Source organism: Brevundimonas sp., from assembly GCF_035626975.1.
In the GTDB taxonomy this organism is placed as follows: Bacteria; Pseudomonadota; Alphaproteobacteria; order Caulobacterales; family Caulobacteraceae; genus Brevundimonas.
Window position 1 is genome coordinate 36046 of record NZ_DASPMQ010000060.1, and the last position, 13126, is coordinate 49171.

At 69.9% G+C, this 13126-nt stretch carries 15 protein-coding genes; 12 read left to right on the forward strand and 3 right to left on the reverse strand.

Annotated elements, in window-relative coordinates; genetic code table 11:
• Nucleotides 1–226 precede the first annotated feature (226 nt).
• Both VEB62_RS15980 and VEB62_RS15985 read left to right on the forward strand, forming a co-directional pair.
• Nucleotides 227–1141 (forward strand): SIMPL domain-containing protein, encoded by a 915-nt coding sequence (locus VEB62_RS15980; RefSeq protein ID WP_324801975.1) that lies wholly within the window; start codon nucleotides 227–229, stop codon nucleotides 1139–1141.
• Nucleotides 1142–1189: 48 nt separating this feature from the next.
• Complete coding sequence (locus tag VEB62_RS15985) at nucleotides 1190–1618, forward strand: HIT domain-containing protein (protein WP_324801978.1); 429 nt, start codon at nucleotides 1190–1192, stop codon at nucleotides 1616–1618.
• Here the strand turns inward: VEB62_RS15985 and VEB62_RS15990 are convergent.
• Complete coding sequence (locus tag VEB62_RS15990; RefSeq protein ID WP_324801981.1) at nucleotides 1602–2147, reverse strand: hypothetical protein; 546 nt, start codon at nucleotides 2145–2147, stop codon at nucleotides 1602–1604. The genes VEB62_RS15985 and VEB62_RS15990 overlap by 17 nt on opposite strands.
• 188 nt (nucleotides 2148–2335) lie before the next feature.
• Between VEB62_RS15990 and sdhC the strand changes: the two genes are divergently transcribed.
• The 7 genes from sdhC to VEB62_RS16025 are packed head-to-tail and all read left to right on the forward strand — an operon-like array spanning nucleotide 2336 to nucleotide 7260.
• Nucleotides 2336–2809 carry a succinate dehydrogenase, cytochrome b556 subunit gene (gene sdhC / locus VEB62_RS15995; protein ID WP_324801983.1) on the forward strand — a complete coding sequence of 158 codons (474 nt, stop codon included), beginning with the start codon at nucleotides 2336–2338 and terminating at the stop codon, nucleotides 2807–2809.
• Complete coding sequence (gene sdhD, locus VEB62_RS16000) at nucleotides 2806–3213, forward strand: succinate dehydrogenase, hydrophobic membrane anchor protein (protein WP_324801986.1); 408 nt, start codon at nucleotides 2806–2808, stop codon at nucleotides 3211–3213. The genes sdhC and sdhD overlap by 4 nt, the downstream gene beginning before the upstream one ends.
• A 4-nt stretch (nucleotides 3214–3217) precedes the next feature.
• Nucleotides 3218–5002, forward strand: a complete 1785-nt coding sequence (gene sdhA, locus VEB62_RS16005; protein WP_324801989.1) for a succinate dehydrogenase flavoprotein subunit — start codon at nucleotides 3218–3220, stop codon at nucleotides 5000–5002.
• Nucleotides 5002–5805 carry a succinate dehydrogenase iron-sulfur subunit gene (gene sdhB / locus VEB62_RS16010; RefSeq protein WP_324801992.1) on the forward strand — a complete coding sequence of 268 codons (804 nt, stop codon included), beginning with the start codon at nucleotides 5002–5004 and terminating at the stop codon, nucleotides 5803–5805. The genes sdhA and sdhB overlap by 1 nt, the downstream gene beginning before the upstream one ends.
• A 3-nt stretch (nucleotides 5806–5808) precedes the next feature.
• On the forward strand, nucleotides 5809–6129 hold the full coding sequence (locus VEB62_RS16015) for a 2Fe-2S iron-sulfur cluster-binding protein (RefSeq protein WP_291833500.1): 321 nt from the start codon (nucleotides 5809–5811) through the stop codon (nucleotides 6127–6129).
• A 4-nt stretch (nucleotides 6130–6133) separates the two neighbouring features.
• Nucleotides 6134–6934, forward strand: a complete 801-nt coding sequence (locus VEB62_RS16020; RefSeq protein ID WP_324801997.1) for a kinase — start codon at nucleotides 6134–6136, stop codon at nucleotides 6932–6934.
• On the forward strand, nucleotides 6931–7260 hold the full coding sequence (locus VEB62_RS16025) for a PilZ domain-containing protein (protein ID WP_324802000.1): 330 nt from the start codon (nucleotides 6931–6933) through the stop codon (nucleotides 7258–7260). The genes VEB62_RS16020 and VEB62_RS16025 overlap by 4 nt, the downstream gene beginning before the upstream one ends.
• On the opposite strand, the gene VEB62_RS16030 is transcribed toward VEB62_RS16025, so the two are convergent.
• A complete protein-coding gene (locus tag VEB62_RS16030; RefSeq protein ID WP_324802002.1) occupies nucleotides 7257–8096 on the reverse strand; it encodes an HAD family hydrolase in 840 nt (279 codons plus the stop codon). The two genes, VEB62_RS16025 and VEB62_RS16030, sit on opposite strands and share 4 nt — an antisense overlap.
• 48 nt (nucleotides 8097–8144) lie before the next feature.
• Complete coding sequence (locus VEB62_RS16035; protein ID WP_324802005.1) at nucleotides 8145–10469, reverse strand: PAS domain-containing sensor histidine kinase; 2325 nt, start codon at nucleotides 10467–10469, stop codon at nucleotides 8145–8147.
• A 118-nt stretch (nucleotides 10470–10587) separates the two neighbouring features.
• Between VEB62_RS16035 and VEB62_RS16040 the strand changes: the two genes are divergently transcribed.
• From VEB62_RS16040 to VEB62_RS16050, 3 genes are all read left to right on the forward strand, one after another.
• Nucleotides 10588–10998 (forward strand): metallopeptidase family protein, encoded by a 411-nt coding sequence (locus tag VEB62_RS16040; RefSeq protein WP_324802008.1) that lies wholly within the window; start codon nucleotides 10588–10590, stop codon nucleotides 10996–10998.
• Between the two features lie 401 nt (nucleotides 10999–11399).
• Nucleotides 11400–12575 carry a dual-specificity RNA methyltransferase RlmN gene (rlmN, locus tag VEB62_RS16045; RefSeq protein ID WP_324802011.1) on the forward strand — a complete coding sequence of 392 codons (1176 nt, stop codon included), beginning with the start codon at nucleotides 11400–11402 and terminating at the stop codon, nucleotides 12573–12575.
• Between the two features lie 105 nt (nucleotides 12576–12680).
• Entirely contained in the window at nucleotides 12681–13124 is a 444-nt protein-coding gene (locus VEB62_RS16050) for a DUF350 domain-containing protein (RefSeq protein ID WP_324802074.1), read from the forward strand.
• Nucleotides 13125–13126 lie beyond the last annotated feature (2 nt).

Consider the following 13126-nt stretch of genomic DNA (forward strand, 5'->3'; position numbering starts at 1 on the left):
GCTGTTCTCCTGATGGTTCGTGGGATGAAAATTCTGGAGCGCCGGGGGAGCGGCGCCGCACCCGCGAATTGGCGTGTGCAGTGCACAAAGTCAATCACTGGATACAGGTTCCACGATCAAAAATATCTATGGTCGTGATAGGCCGGGCCCGACCTGACGAAACCTTACCGGCCCTTGCTGGCGGCAGGGCCGGCCTGCAAGGTCCCGGCGAACAAGGACCCTCCCCATGCGCCGCCTGACCGCCCTCCTGCTGACCGCCGCCGTCGCCGGCCCCGCCACGCTCGCTCCGGCCCTCGCCCTGGCCCAGACCCCGCCGGCCAGCGTCGGCGACCGCTATGTCCCCGCGCCCTGGTGGATGCGCGATCCCGTGATCGCCTCAGTCGGCTATGTACGCACCGAGATTCCCGCCAACCGGGCCGCCTTCAGCGCCACCTTCCGGTCCATCGACCGCAGCGCCGCCGACGCGGCGCGCAAGGCCGCCGATCAGGTGCGGGCGCTCAGCCTGGCCCTCGCCGCCTACGGCGTCGAGGCTGTCCGGGTCGAGACCACCCTGTCCACCCAGCCGCTTTACGACCAGTACCGCGACGAGAACGGCGTGCTGCGCGACAACGCCCGCTCCGACCAGATCGAACGCTACCAGTCCGAGGCGACGGTCAGCGTCACCGTGCGCGACGTGGCGGTGCTCGAACGGGTCTACGCCACCGTCATCGCGTCGCAGCCGACCTCGACCAGCCCCGTGTATTTCAACCTCGAGCCGGAGAACGCCACCAAGACCTGGCTGCAGGGCGAGGCGGTCAAGGACGCGGCGCGCCGGGCCCGCGAGGCGGCGTCCAACGCCGGCGCGTCGCTGGGCGGGGTGCGGGTGATCGATCCGACCGGCCGCGCCTGCGAGACCGACGTGCTGGCCGGCTGGCCCAGCTATGCGTCGGGCGCGGAACACGCCACCGACGTCGACGCCAGCGAGTTCGTCGTGACGGCCAGCCGGGCGCGCGCTCCGTCCGCCCCTCCGGCACCCCCGCCGCCTCCGCCGGTCGCCGGCGGGGCGCCGTCCGAGGCCCAGATCGAGTCGGCGCGGCTCGCCCTGCAGCCGCCTCTGCGTGAACTGACCGACCGGGCCTGCGTGGTCTACGCGCTGAACTGATCGGCGGTCCCGGTTGACGCGGCCCGCCCGTCGCGCGACCGAAGGGAGATGACGCCTCCGTTCAACGCCGATCCCGCCTTCGACGCCGGCTCCATCGTGGTTTGCGACTGGCCGCTGTGCCAGGTCCGGCTGCAGGACGACGCCCGGTTTCCGTGGCTGATCCTGATTCCCCGGCGGGCCGGGCTGCGCGAGCTCGAGGACCTGACCCGCGAGGACCGGGCCGTGCTGATGGACGAGATCGTCCGCGCCGGCGAGGCGGTGCGGATGCTTGGCGAGGCGTCCCTGCGGCCGGTGCAGAAGCTCAACGTCGCCGCCCTCGGCAATGTCACGGCGCAGCTGCATGTGCATGTGGTGGGACGCCGGCCTGACGACGGCCTGTGGCCCGATCCGGTGTGGGGGCGCGGCCCGGCTGCGCCCTATGGAGCCGGGGCCCTGCGGGCGGCGGCGGACCGGATCCGGCTCAGTCAGGCCGGGTAAGGGTCACGGGAACGACCCGCCCGCCGCGGGTCATCTGGCCCCGCCACCCGGCGGGGGTGCGCTCCAGAACGATCGACGCGCCGTCGTCCAGCGTCAGCACCCCGTCGTTCACGCCCGCGCCGCCCGCGTCCCTGCCGCTGCGCCAGCCGCCCTCGATCGGTCCGAGGCCCGAATCCGCCAGCACCAGCTCGTACAGGGTCGGCCCGGCGGGGTCCCGGACCCACCACCAGCCGTCCAGCGGCCCGGCGATCTGGTCGGTGCGGATCTCCGCGGAGGCCACGCCCTGGTCGTAGGCGATCTCCACATCGGTCGGGGCGAGCTCATAGGAGCCGTCATAGGCGCCCACCGTCACCGGCGCGGTTAGCGGCGGGCGGTGCGGGGCGCCCGCCGCGTCGCCCTGGGCGACATCGTGGCCGGAGTCGGGGCCAGGCTCGAACGGGCGGATCGCCGGCGCCGAATAGGGCTCCAGCGTCGACGGATGGGGCGCCGCCTGCGGCGTCAGCAGCCCGGCCAGCAAAACGATCATCATGCCCGACATGATCCTACTGTGCCGCCTTGCGCCGACTCTGGCAAAGCGGACCTCCTGGCCCGGGAATTCGTGGCCGGACCGGCCGGCGGCGCTCACGCTTCGTTGACCCCCGCCGCGCCGCTGGACTAAAGCCTGATCACCGATTTCGAGCGGCTGATTTCGCTCAGGTTTCTGAGAACCATTCGCATATGTCGACCTCCCCCTTGCCGGGCGACGCCTCCAACGATCCGTCTGACCACCAGACCGGCCGTTTCGTGCGCCAGCCCAACGGCCGCGTCCGTCCGCTGTCGCCGCACCTGCAGGTGTGGCGCTGGCATGTCACCATGCTGGCCTCGATCCTCGTCCGGGTCACCGGCGGCGCGCTGGCGGTCGGCGTCCTGCTGGTGGCGATCTGGCTGATGGCCCTGGCCTTCGGACCTGACGCCTATGCGGTGTTCACCGGCTGGATGGGCTCGCCGCTAGGCCTGCTGGTCTGGATCGGCCTGACCGCGGCCCTGGCCTATCATTTCGCCGGCGGCGTCCGGCACCTGATCTGGGATGCCGGCGAAGGCCTGACGCCGAAGTCGGCCAATCTGTTGTCCACCGCCTCGATCGCCTTCGCCGTCGTGGTCACGGTCGCCTTCTGGGCCGGCCTGTTCATGACCGGGAGGGTCGTCCTTTGAGCCTCCAGACCAAAAGCTACATCAAGGGCGTCAAGGTTTCCGAACGTCACGGCGCCGGCGAATGGCTGCAGGAGCGGCTGTCGTCGCTGATCCTGGTTCCGCTGACCGTCTGGGGGCTGTGGAGCGGCTGGGTCCTGTCGGGCGCCGGTTATGACGGGGCGCTGGCGTGGTTCCGCTCGCCGGTCAACGCGATCCTGCTGGCCACGACCCTGCTGGTTACCCTGTGGCACATGAACATGGGCCTCAAGGTCATCGTCGACGACTACATCCACAAGCCCATGTCGCGGAATGCGCTGGTCGGCCTGATCGGCCTGCTGTGCGTCGTGCTCGCCGCGGCGGGCGTCTTCTTCATCGTGCGACTGGCGCTGGGCTCGGCCCCGCTGCCGGCCGGTTTCGGAGCCTGATCGCGTGGCTGCTTATGAATTCGTCGACCATGCCTATGACGTCGTCGTCGTCGGCGCGGGCGGGTCCGGCCTGCGCGCGGCCCTCGGGGCGGCCCAGCAGGGGCTGAAGGTCGCCTGCGTCACCAAGGTCTTTCCGACCCGGTCCCACACCGTGGCGGCCCAGGGCGGCATCTCCGCCTCGCTCGGCAACATGGGCGAGGATTCCTGGCAGTGGCACATGTACGACACCGTCAAGGGGTCGGACTGGCTCGGCGACCAGGACGCCATCGAATACCTGGTCCGTAACGCCCCCAAGGCCGTCTACGAGCTCGAGCACTGGGGCGTGCCCTTCTCGCGCACCGACGAGGGCAAGATCTACCAGCGCGCCTTCGGCGGCATGACCCGCAATTTCGGCGAGGGCCCGGTGCAGCGCACCTGCGCCGCCGCCGACCGCACCGGCCACGCCATCCTGCACACCCTCTATGGCCAGTCGGTGCGCCGCGAAGTGGAGTTCTTCGTCGAGTTCTTCGCCCTCGACCTGATCATGCAGGACGGGGCGTGCACGGGCGTCACCGCGCTCAAGCTGGATGACGGAACCCTGCACCGCTTCCGGTCCAAGATGGTCGTCCTGGCCACAGGTGGTTACGGCCGCGCCTATTTCTCGGCCACCTCGGCCCACACCTGCACCGGCGACGGCAACGCCATGGTGCTGCGCGCCGGCCTGCCGCTGCAGGACATGGAGTTCGTGCAGTTCCACCCGACCGGCATCTACGGCGCCGGCTGCCTGATCACCGAGGGCGCGCGCGGCGAGGGCGGCTACCTGACCAATTCCGAGGGCGAGCGCTTCATGGAGCGCTACGCCCCGACTGTGAAGGATCTGGCCCCGCGGGACATGGTTTCGCGCTCCATGACCATCGAGATCCGCGAAGGCCGCGGCGTGGGCCCGAACAAGGACCACATCCACCTGCACCTCGACCACCTCGACCCGAAGATCCTGCACGAACGCCTGCCGGGTATTTCGGAGTCAGCCAAGATCTTCGCCGGCGTCGATGTGACGAAGCAGCCGATCCCGGTGCTGCCGACGGTGCACTACAACATGGGCGGCATCCCCACGAACTATCATGGCGAGGTCCTGACCAAGGTCGGCGACAATGCCGACAGCGTCGTGCCCGGCCTGATGGCCGTGGGCGAGGCGGCCTGCGTCTCGGTGCACGGGGCCAACCGTCTGGGCTCGAATTCACTGACCGATCTGGTCGTCTTCGGCCGCGCCGCCGGCCTGCGCTGCGGCGAGGTGGTGGACAAGGCCTCGGCCGTTCCGGACGCGCCGGCCTCCGCCACCGACGGCCACCTGGCCCGCATGGACCGCTTCCGCCATGCGAACGGCTCGACCCCGACGGCGAAGCTGCGCATCCAGATGCAGCGCGCCATGCAGTCCGACGCCGCCGTGTTCCGCACCGGCAAGACGCTGGAGGAGGGGGTGGCCAAGCTGCGCGCCATCCACGCCGCCGGCGCCGACATCAGGACCACCGACCGCGGCCTGATCTGGAACACCGATCTGGTCGAGACCCTCGAATACGACAACCTGATCGACCAGGCCCTCGTCACGATCGAGGGCGCCCTGAACCGCACCGAGAGCCGCGGCGCCCACGCCCGCGAGGACTTCCCGGACCGCGACGACGTGAACTGGATGAAGCACACCCTCGCCTGGAAGGTCCCCGGCGACGCGGTGAAGATCGATTACCGGCCGGTGCACAATTACACGATGTCCGACGACATCGCCTACATCGAGCCCAAGGCGCGGGTTTACTAATGGTCCAGCTGACTCTCCCCAGGGGCTCGAAGCCCACCAAAGGCAAGGTCCACAAGGCCCCCGCCGGCGCGCAGAACGTCAAGACCTACAAGGTCTACCGCTACGACCCCGAGATCGACGCAGACCCGCGCTGGGACGTCTACGAGGTCTCGGCCGACGACCACGGCCCGATGCTGCTCGACGCCCTGATCCACATCAAGAACGAGATCGACCCGACCCTGGCCTTCCGCCGCTCGTGCCGCGAGGGCATCTGCGGCTCGTGCTCGATGAACATCGACGGGCGCAACACCCTGGCCTGCACCAAGGGCTGGGAGGAGTGCTCGTCCTCGACCATCGCCATCGCGCCCCTGCCGCACCAGCCGGTGGTCAAGGACCTGGTCACCGACCTGACCCTGTTCTACGCCCAGTACGACTCGATCCAGCCCTACCTCCAGTCCGACGAGCCGGATCCGGAGAAGGAACGCATCCAGCTGCCCGAGGACCGGGCCAAGCTGGACGGCCTCTACGAATGCATTCTGTGCGCCTGCTGCTCGACGTCCTGCCCCAGCTACTGGTGGAACCAGACCGAATACCTCGGCCCGGCGGCCCTGCTGCAGTCCTACCGCTGGATCGCCGACAGTCGCGACGACGCCACGGACAAGCGGCTCGACGACCTCGAGGATCCGTTCAAGCTCTACCGCTGCCACACCATCATGAACTGCGCCCAGGTCTGCCCCAAGGGTCTGAACCCGGCCAAGGCCATCGCGGAGACCAAGAAGCTGATGGTCTCGCCGAGCCGGAAAAAGACGGAAGCGGCGGCCTGATCCGTGGCGAAGATCACCTACATCGAGCACGACGGCCGCGAGCATGTGGTCGAGGTCAAGAACGGCCTCTCCGTCATGGAGGGGGCGATCCGCAACAATGTGCCGGGCATCGACGCCGACTGCGGCGGGGCCTGCGCCTGCGCCACCTGCCACGTCTATGTCGACGAGGCCTTCGCCGCCGAGACCGGCCGCGCCTCGGCCATGGAGGAGTCGATGCTGGACTTCGCCGAGAACGTCCAGCCGAACTCGCGCCTGTCGTGCCAGATCCGGGTCAGCGACGATCTGGACGGCCTGATCGTCCGCCTGCCTGAAAACCAGCACTGAGGCCGTGGGCCACGCTCACCCCGATCTGGTCGACCTCGTCGGCCGGCTGATCGCCGACGGTCCGAAAGATCGCCCGCCCCTGATCGCCGTCGTCGGCGCGCAGGGGTGCGGCAAGACCACCCTCGCCCGCGCCGCCGCCGAACGCTTCGGCGCGGCGCAGATCTCCCTCGACGACGTCTATCTGACCCGGGCCGAACGCGAGGCCATGGCCCGCGACGTCCATCCGCTGTTTCTCACCCGCGGCCCGCCGGGCACGCACGAACTGGCCCTGCTCCAGCGCGTGATCGACGCCCTCTCGACCGCCGGGCCCGACGACGAGACGCCGCTTCCCGCCTTCGACAAGCGCGGCGACGATCGCTTTCCTGCCGACCGCTGGCGCCGTTTCCGGGGCCGCCCGTCGGCCATCCTGATCGACGCCTGGTGCCTCGGCGCCCTGCCCGGAGACGAGGCCGGCCTCGCCGAACCGGTCAACGCCCTTGAGCGCGAGCGGGACCCGGACGGCGGCTGGCGGCGCGCGGTCGAGGGCTTCGTGGCCGGGCCCTATGCGGATTTCGCCGCCCGCTTCGACGCCGTCCTGTTCCTGCAGGCCCCGTCATTCGACGTCGTGCTCGACTGGCGCAGCCAGCAGGAGGCCGACCTGCTGGGCGTCGCCCCCGCCGATCTGCCGCCGCGGGAGCGCGCCCGGATTGCCGGCTTCATCCAGTATTTCGAACGGATCACCCGCCGCATGCTGGCCGGCGGCATTCAGGCAAGCGTCACAGTGAAACTGGATGGAAACCGTCAGCCGGTAGCTGTCGACGGATGAACAGGCCGGACGACCGCAGGCTGGAACCCCGTTCGCCCGCCAACATGCGCGGGATCGTCGTCGCGCCCGGTCTCGAACTGCCCTGCCTGATCGTCGACCAGTCCTCCGCGGGCGTGCGCCTGCGGCTGGACCGCCAACTGGCCCTGCCGAAACGGATCCTCCTGATCGACATCGCCCAGGCCACGGCGGTCGAGGCCGAAGTCGTCTGGGGCAAGGGCCTGGAAGCCGGCGTCAAGCGCTGCGGCGCCGCCTCGTCCCTGCGCGGCCTCGTGCCCTCCCGCCTCGCCCCCGCCCGCGACGCCCTGATGCGCGCCGGCGGCCGCTAGTCGGCCGGCATCCGCCCGGCGTTGACCGCGATCCGGCCGATTAGGCCCTTGACGATCAGGTCCACCGCCGTGCCCTCGCGATAGTCGGCCGCGGCGACGAAATTGACCCGGTCCTCCGAAATCAGGCGGTGGATCTTGTTGGTGTCGCGCGGCGTGTTGTCGGGGTCGTAGACCGCGATCGAGAAGCCGCCCTTGGTGTGCATCATCTTCATGGTCGGCACGTCGGTGTCGCCGTCGCCGAGGAAGATCATCCGCTCGAACGGGATCGGCCGCTCGTCGTCGGGGATGAAGCGGTTGATGCGCTCGTCGTCCCAGTGGTTGAAGACGCCCTTGTTGATCCTGAACAGGTACTGGGTCTTGGTGGTGTAGTTGACGCCGACCGCCGGCCACACCGCCACCTCGTCGGCGTCATAGACGTATTTCGACGCATAGACGTGCCGGAACGCCTTCGCGATCGGGCAGCCCTCGATCATCTCCGTCAGCCCGGCCGAGATGATGTAGTGCTCGATCTCCAGCCCGTATTGGGCCCCGAAATCGTTCATCCGCTCGAACCAGCTCAGGTCCCTCAAGCCCTCGAACAGGGCCACGTCGCGGCCGTGGTCGCGCAGGGCCTGCCGCGTCACCGGCTGGCCGGTCTCCCGGGCCGCCTGCAGCATCATCTGCATATACATCAGGATGCCGTCGCCGTCGGCCTTCTGCGTCTCCGGATAGACGCTGTCCCAGAACGCCTGCGGCTTCATCCCGATCGACGGAATGAAGCTGACCTCCTGCATGTTGCCCCGCGCCAGGGTGCCGTCGAAGTCGTAGATCAGCGCGGTCTTGAGCGGTTTGGCCATCGGCGAAGTCCTTGTTCTCCGCCGATCTATACCAGCCGGGCTGAAAATCTAGCCGAGCCGCAGCTCCGGCGCCGCCGCCACGCCGGTGGCCTCGAGCGGCAGGTGCAGGATGAAGGCGGCGCCCTTGCCGGGCTCGCTCTCCACCTCGGCCCAGCCGCCGTGCAGTTCCACCAGCGCCTTGACCAGGGCGAGGCCGACGCCGGGGCCGCCGCGCTCGCGCTTGACGAAGCGGTCGAAGACGTGGGCCTGCAGGTGGTAGGGAATGCCGCGGCCGGTGTCCTCGACGCGGATACGGACCTCGGCCGGCGCGGCCTCGGCGATCAGGGACACCACGCCGCCCTCGGACACGGCCCGGGCCGCGTTGTCGAGCAGATAGGCGAGGGCCTGACAGACCCGTTGGGCGTCGGCGCGGATCGGCTTCATCGGGGTCGGGCAGACCACCTTCAGGGTCGCGCCGCGGCCCTCGATCCGCTCGCGCACCTTCTCCGCCGCCTCGTCCAGCACGTCGCAGACGCGCACGTCGCCGAGGGTCAGCTCCATCTCGCCGGCGTCGATCTGGGCCATGTCCAGCACGTCGTCGATCGAGCCGGCCAGCTGGCTGGCGGCGATGCGGATGGCGCCGGCGTGCTGCCGGCTGCGGTCGGGCAGGTCGGCCTGGCTCTCCAGCAGCTCGGAATAGCCCACGATGGTGGTCAGCGGCGTGCGCAGCTCGTAGCTGACGCTGCCCACGAACTCGCGCTTCAGGGCCGTGCTCTCCTCCAGCGCCTGGGCCTTGGCGGCCAGCGCCTGCTCCAGGCCGCGCCGCGCCGTGATGTCCGAGAAGGCCACCAGTGTCGCGCCGTCGGGCAGGGGGCGGGTCTGCCACGAGGCGATGCGGCCGTCGGCGGTCCGCCCCTCGCCCGAGATCGGCACCCGGCTCTCGGGGTCCGGATCGGCCACCCGCGCCTTCAGACCCAGCCACAGGGCCGGATCGGGCATGGTCTCGTGGCACAGGGCGGCCACGGCGTCGAAATCGCTGGCCGTGTCCAGCGCCTCGCCGCTGACGCCCCAGAAGGTGTCGAAGGCCTCGTTGTGCAGCCGGATGCGGCCGTCCGAACCGAACACCGCCACGGCGTCGTTGAGCTTGTCGAGCGTGGCCTTCTGCACCTGGATCTGGGCGTTGAACCGGCTGCGCAGCTTGAGTTCGTCGGTGATGTCCGAGAACAGCAGCAGCACCCCGCCCAGCGGATGGGGCTGGCGCACCACGCGCAGGGTGCGGCCGTCGGGCAGGGACCAGCTGTCGTCCGGGGCGGCCTCGGAGGCGCCGTAGAAATCCAGCTCGTTGGCCTTCCAGCCGGCGTAGTCGATGACTTCGGGCAGCAGGCGGCGCTGGCGCAGCCGGTCCAGCAGTTCGGCGTGCGTCGGCCGCTCGTCCAGCCAGGCCGGATCGATGTTGAACAGCTGCTGGAAGGCCGTGTTGTGGAAGGCCAGCCGTTTCGACGGCCCGAAGATCGCCACCGCGTCGGCGAGGTGGTTCAGGGTTTCGTCATGGGCCTCGACGTGGCGCCGCAGGGTGTCGCGGGTCTCCTCAGCCTCGGTCATGTCCAGCGCGAAGGCCAGCACCGCCCCCGCCCCGCCGGGGGCCGGCTCGGCCACGATGCGCCAGGCCCGCCGCCGCCCGCCGCCGGTGGTCCAGCGGAAGCCCTCCTGCCGCTGATGAAGCCGCCCGGCCTCGGCCACGATGGCGTCGGCGCCGCGGTCGAAGGTCAGCCCCTTGTCGCGGGCGGCGTCGAGACTGTCGGCCTTCATCTCGGCCAGCCACGCCTTGTTGGCCCAGGCCAGCCGGCCCGCCGCGTCGGTGATCCAGGTCGGAGAGGGATAGGCGTCGGCCAGCAGGCCCAGGCCGCTTTCCGCCGCCGTGCCGACCAGGCCCAGCCGCGACAGCCTCAGCCACGCCGCCCCGGCCGAGGAGCGGCCCTCGACCGCCCAGGCCCCGCCGGCGCCGTCCAGCACCGCGTCGAAGGCCTCGCCCTGGTCGATCAGGGCGTCCAGCCGCGGTCCCGCCGTGGCCCGGACCGCGTCCAGCACCACCAGGGCCGGGTCGACCTCGGGCCATTCCTGCCCGGCCAGTTCGCGGGTGATGGCGTTCCAGGCGGAGGGGGCGCCCAGCCGCCGGGTCTGGCCGTCCGGCGTCAAGGCCAGCCGGGCGTCCTCGAACGCCGCCAGCGCCCCGTCCCGGTCGGCCAGCGCCGCCCGGGCGGCCGACAGTTCGGTCTCGGCCCTGTGCGCCCGTTCGGCCAGCCGGCCGCGCAGCCGCGCCGCCCAGGCGCTGAGCGCCAGCGCCAGTCCCGCGGCGCCCGCGGTCGCGACATAGGCGATGTCGGCCTCGGCCATCCTGTCGTTCTGCTCCGCACCCCGGCCACGTTACGCAGGCCGCCCAAATCCGATTCGGTAACCATAACCCGCGTCGCAGGATTTGCGAGGACGCTCCGCAGGCCCGATATGGCTCCGCATGAGCTCTCGCTGGACCGACCAGGCCGCCCCCTCCCTCGACGACTTCGCCCGGCTGGCGCGCGAGGCGTTTGACCGCCTGCCCGAGCCGTTCCGCTCGCTGGCCGGCGACGTGGTCATCCGCGTCGACGACTTCGCCGACGACGGGACGCTGGCCCTGATGGAGATGGAGGATCCGTTCGAGCTGACCGGCCTCTATCACGGCGTCGATGTCGGCCGCCGCGATCAGATGGGCCCGGCCGCCGAGGCCTCGCGCATCTTCCTCTATCGCCGCCCGATCCTCGACGAATGGTGCGAGCGCGGCGACGTCGGCCTGTCGGAAATCATCGCCCACGTCCTGATCCACGAGATCGGCCACCATTTCGGCCTCGACGACGACCAGATCCATCAGATCGAGGACGCGGCGGACTGAGGGTCGCGGGCGCGGAGCTCACGCGCCTTCCTTCTCCCCCAGGGGGGAAAAGGAAGTAGATGCTGCGCTGCAAATCCGACCCCAGCCTCCACAATCGGGAAAGGCAAGCCACTGGTTTCACTACGAAACCTTCCGGCCCCAGCGTCATGAACCCGCCGCAGGAGACAGCGGGCGCATGGTGTTCGGGTTCGCAGGCCCGGTCTTTGACAATGGAATCCTCTCGCCGCGCCGTTCGAGGCCCGCCGCGAGCCAGACGGTTCAGACTGTTCAGACGATTCAGACCCATTTTTTCGTCTGACCGCCGGCCGCGCGGAGCGCCGTGGGCCGCTTCCCGGGCCACGCCTTAAAACCCGCACGATCTGTGGTATAAGCCGCGCCTCCCGTCACCCAAGGATGCCGCCTTGAGCCTCACGCTCGACCTTTCGCGCACCTCAGCGGCCGTTCCCACGGCCCCCGTCAACCTGTCCGGTCTGACGCGCGCGGGCCTGCGTCAGGCGCTGATCGACGCGGACATCTGCCCGCCCGAGAAGGCGAAGATGCGCGCCTCGCAGGTCTGGGGCTGGATCCACCACTACGGGGTCACCGACTTCGCGGCGATGAGCAACATCGCGAAGGAGACCCAGGCGAAGCTGGCCGACGCCTTCACCCTCGCCCGCCCCGAGATCGTCGAGCGCCAGGTGTCGAAGGACGGCACCCGCAAATGGCTGATCCGCACCGCCCCGGGCATCGAGATCGAGACCGTCTACATCCCCGACGTCGGCCGCGCCGGCGCCCTGTGCGTATCGTCGCAGGTCGGCTGCACCCTCAACTGCACCTTCTGCCACACCGGCACCCAGAAGCTGGTCCGCAACCTGACGGCGGCCGAGATCGTGGCCCAGGTCCAGGTCGCCCGCGACGACCTCGACGAATGGCCTTCGCCCAAGGAAGACCGCCGCCTGTCCAACATCGTCTTCATGGGCATGGGCGAGCCGCTGTATAATCTCGACCACGTCGCCGACGCGATCGACATCATCTCGGACAACGAGGGCATCGCCCTGTCACGGCGCCGGATCACCGTCTCGACCTCCGGCGTCGTGCCGCAGCTCGACGCGCTGGGAACCCGCACCCAGGCCATGCTGGCGATCAGCCTGCACGCCACCAACGACGCCCTGCGCGACGTGCTGGTGCCGCTGAACAAGAAGTACAATCTCGAACAGCTTATGGCCGGCATCCGCGCCTATCCGGGCCTGTCCAACGCGCGCCGCGTGACCTTCGAATACGTCATGCTCAAGGGCGTCAACGACAGCCCCGAAGAAGCCCGCGCCCTGCTGAAGCTGATCGAGGGCGTTCCCGCCAAGGTCAATCTGATCCCGTTCAACCCGTGGCCCGGCACGGACTACGAATGCTCGGACTGGAAGACCATCGAGCGGTTCGCGGCCATCCTCAACAAGGCCGGCTACGCCTCGCCGATCCGCACCCCGCGCGGCCGCGACATTCTCGCCGCCTGCGGCCAGCTCAAGTCCGAGAGCGAGAAGGTCCGCGCCAGTGTGCGCCGCGCCGAACAGGCCGCCGCCGCCGGGACTGTCGAAGCGGCCTGAGCCGACACACACCGACACTAATCTTGACCACCTGTGGCGCCGGTGGGCTTGCGGATTGGGGCGCCATTGGGGCAAGCCTCGATCGTGTCAGCCGCCCGGACCGCCATGGACTCCTCGTCTCTCACCCAGGTTCTTGAAAGCCCCGAGGTCCAGGCCTTCGCGTCGGGCTTTCCGACGACCGTGGCCCACCTGACGGTGACCCTGGCCCTGCTGGCGGGCGGGGCGGTGATCTACGCCCTGCTGACCCCGTGGAAGGAGATCTCCCTCATCCGGGAAGGCAACGCCGCCGCCGCCGTGGCCTTCTCCGGCGTGCTGCTCGGCCTGGCCATTCCGCTGGCGGTCAGCCTCAGCGTCTCGACCTCGGTCCGCGACATCGTCATCTGGGGCGCGGCCACCGTGGTGCTGCAGCTGCTCGCCTTCCGCGTCGTCGACCTGCTCCTGACCGGCCTGCCCCAGCGCATCCGCGAGGGCGAGATCTCCGCCGCCGTCCTGCTGGTCGGCGCCAAGCTGGCGACGGCCCTGATCCTCGCCGCCGCCCTGACCGGCTGAGG

What these genes read in the sequence shown, in the direction of transcription:
- VEB62_RS16050 (WP_324802074.1), top strand. Translation starts at nt 12,681, where the DNA reads ATGGACTCCTCGTCTCTCACCCAGGTTCTTGAAAGCCCCGAGGTCCAG.
- VEB62_RS16030 (WP_324802002.1), bottom strand. Translation starts at nt 8,096, where the DNA reads ATGGCCAAACCGCTCAAGACCGCGCTGATCTACGACTTCGACGGCACC.
- VEB62_RS16025 (WP_324802000.1), top strand. Translation starts at nt 6,931, where the DNA reads ATGAACAGGCCGGACGACCGCAGGCTGGAACCCCGTTCGCCCGCCAAC.
- VEB62_RS16035 (WP_324802005.1), bottom strand. Translation starts at nt 10,469, where the DNA reads ATGGCCGAGGCCGACATCGCCTATGTCGCGACCGCGGGCGCCGCGGGA.
- VEB62_RS15990 (WP_324801981.1), bottom strand. Translation starts at nt 2,147, where the DNA reads ATGATGATCGTTTTGCTGGCCGGGCTGCTGACGCCGCAGGCGGCGCCC.
- VEB62_RS16040 (WP_324802008.1), top strand. Translation starts at nt 10,588, where the DNA reads ATGAGCTCTCGCTGGACCGACCAGGCCGCCCCCTCCCTCGACGACTTC.
- sdhC (WP_324801983.1), top strand. Translation starts at nt 2,336, where the DNA reads ATGTCGACCTCCCCCTTGCCGGGCGACGCCTCCAACGATCCGTCTGAC.
- VEB62_RS15980 (WP_324801975.1), top strand. Translation starts at nt 227, where the DNA reads ATGCGCCGCCTGACCGCCCTCCTGCTGACCGCCGCCGTCGCCGGCCCC.
- sdhB (WP_324801992.1), top strand. Translation starts at nt 5,002, where the DNA reads ATGGTCCAGCTGACTCTCCCCAGGGGCTCGAAGCCCACCAAAGGCAAG.
- VEB62_RS15985 (WP_324801978.1), top strand. Translation starts at nt 1,190, where the DNA reads ATGACGCCTCCGTTCAACGCCGATCCCGCCTTCGACGCCGGCTCCATC.